Consider the following 820-nt stretch of genomic DNA (forward strand, 5'->3'; position numbering starts at 1 on the left):
GTCCCCCGCGCCCGTACGGACCGCGACCCCCCACGCGCGGCGGTCGACGACCGTCACCTCCGCGCCGTACCGCACCTCCGCGCCCGCCGCCCGCACCGACTCCGCGAGCTGCTCCGCGACCGCCGTGAAGTCGCACACCCCCGTCGTCCCGACGTGGATCGCGGCCAGGCCCCGTACCTGCGGTTCGTACTCCATGATCTGCGCCGGGCCCAGCTCCCGCACCGGAATCCCGTTCTCCCGGCCCCGCTGGACCAGCGCGTGCAGCCGCGGCAGCTCGTCGCGCCGGGTCGCCACGATCAGCTTGCCGGTGACCTGGTGAGCGATGCCGTACTCCGCGCAGAACTTGACCATCTCGGCGGAGCCGCGCACCGCGTACCGCGCCTTGAGGGAGCCGGGGCGGTAGTAGATCCCGCTGTGGATCACCCCGCTGTTGTGGCCCGTCTGGTGCCGCGCGGGCCCCGCTTCCTTCTCCAGCACGACCACGCGGGTGCCCGGAGCGGCGCGCGTGATCGCGTACGCCGTCGACAGGCCGACGATCCCGCCGCCGATCACCACCACGTCGCAGTCGAAGCCCGCGCGTCCGTCCATCGTGTGCCACCTCCCACCCCGATAGTGCACTGGCCCGCTGACAACGCCGCCAAACCACGTGCGGGCGGGCAGGAGCGGCGGAAGCGTTCCGGGGGCGTACGGCAGTGCCCGCCTCCGGACCGGCCCGGAGGGGGCAGGGACGGAAGGGGCAGCGACGGACAGGGCAGGGACGGCAGCGGGCGGACACAGCGGGCGCGCGCCGGCGCAAGGGCCTGCACCGGCGCCAAGGCGC

Annotated in this window: 1 protein-coding gene; it reads right to left on the bottom strand. The window is 74.8% G+C overall.

Annotated elements, in window-relative coordinates:
* A partial coding sequence (locus GT042_RS22410; RefSeq protein ID WP_161310519.1) for an FAD-dependent oxidoreductase occupies nucleotides 1-588 on the bottom strand: 588 nt, incomplete at its 3' end.
* Nucleotides 589-820 lie beyond the last annotated feature (232 nt).

This window comes from Streptomyces sp. SID3212, from assembly GCF_009865405.1.
Lineage (GTDB): Bacteria > Actinomycetota > Actinomycetes > Streptomycetales > Streptomycetaceae > Streptomyces.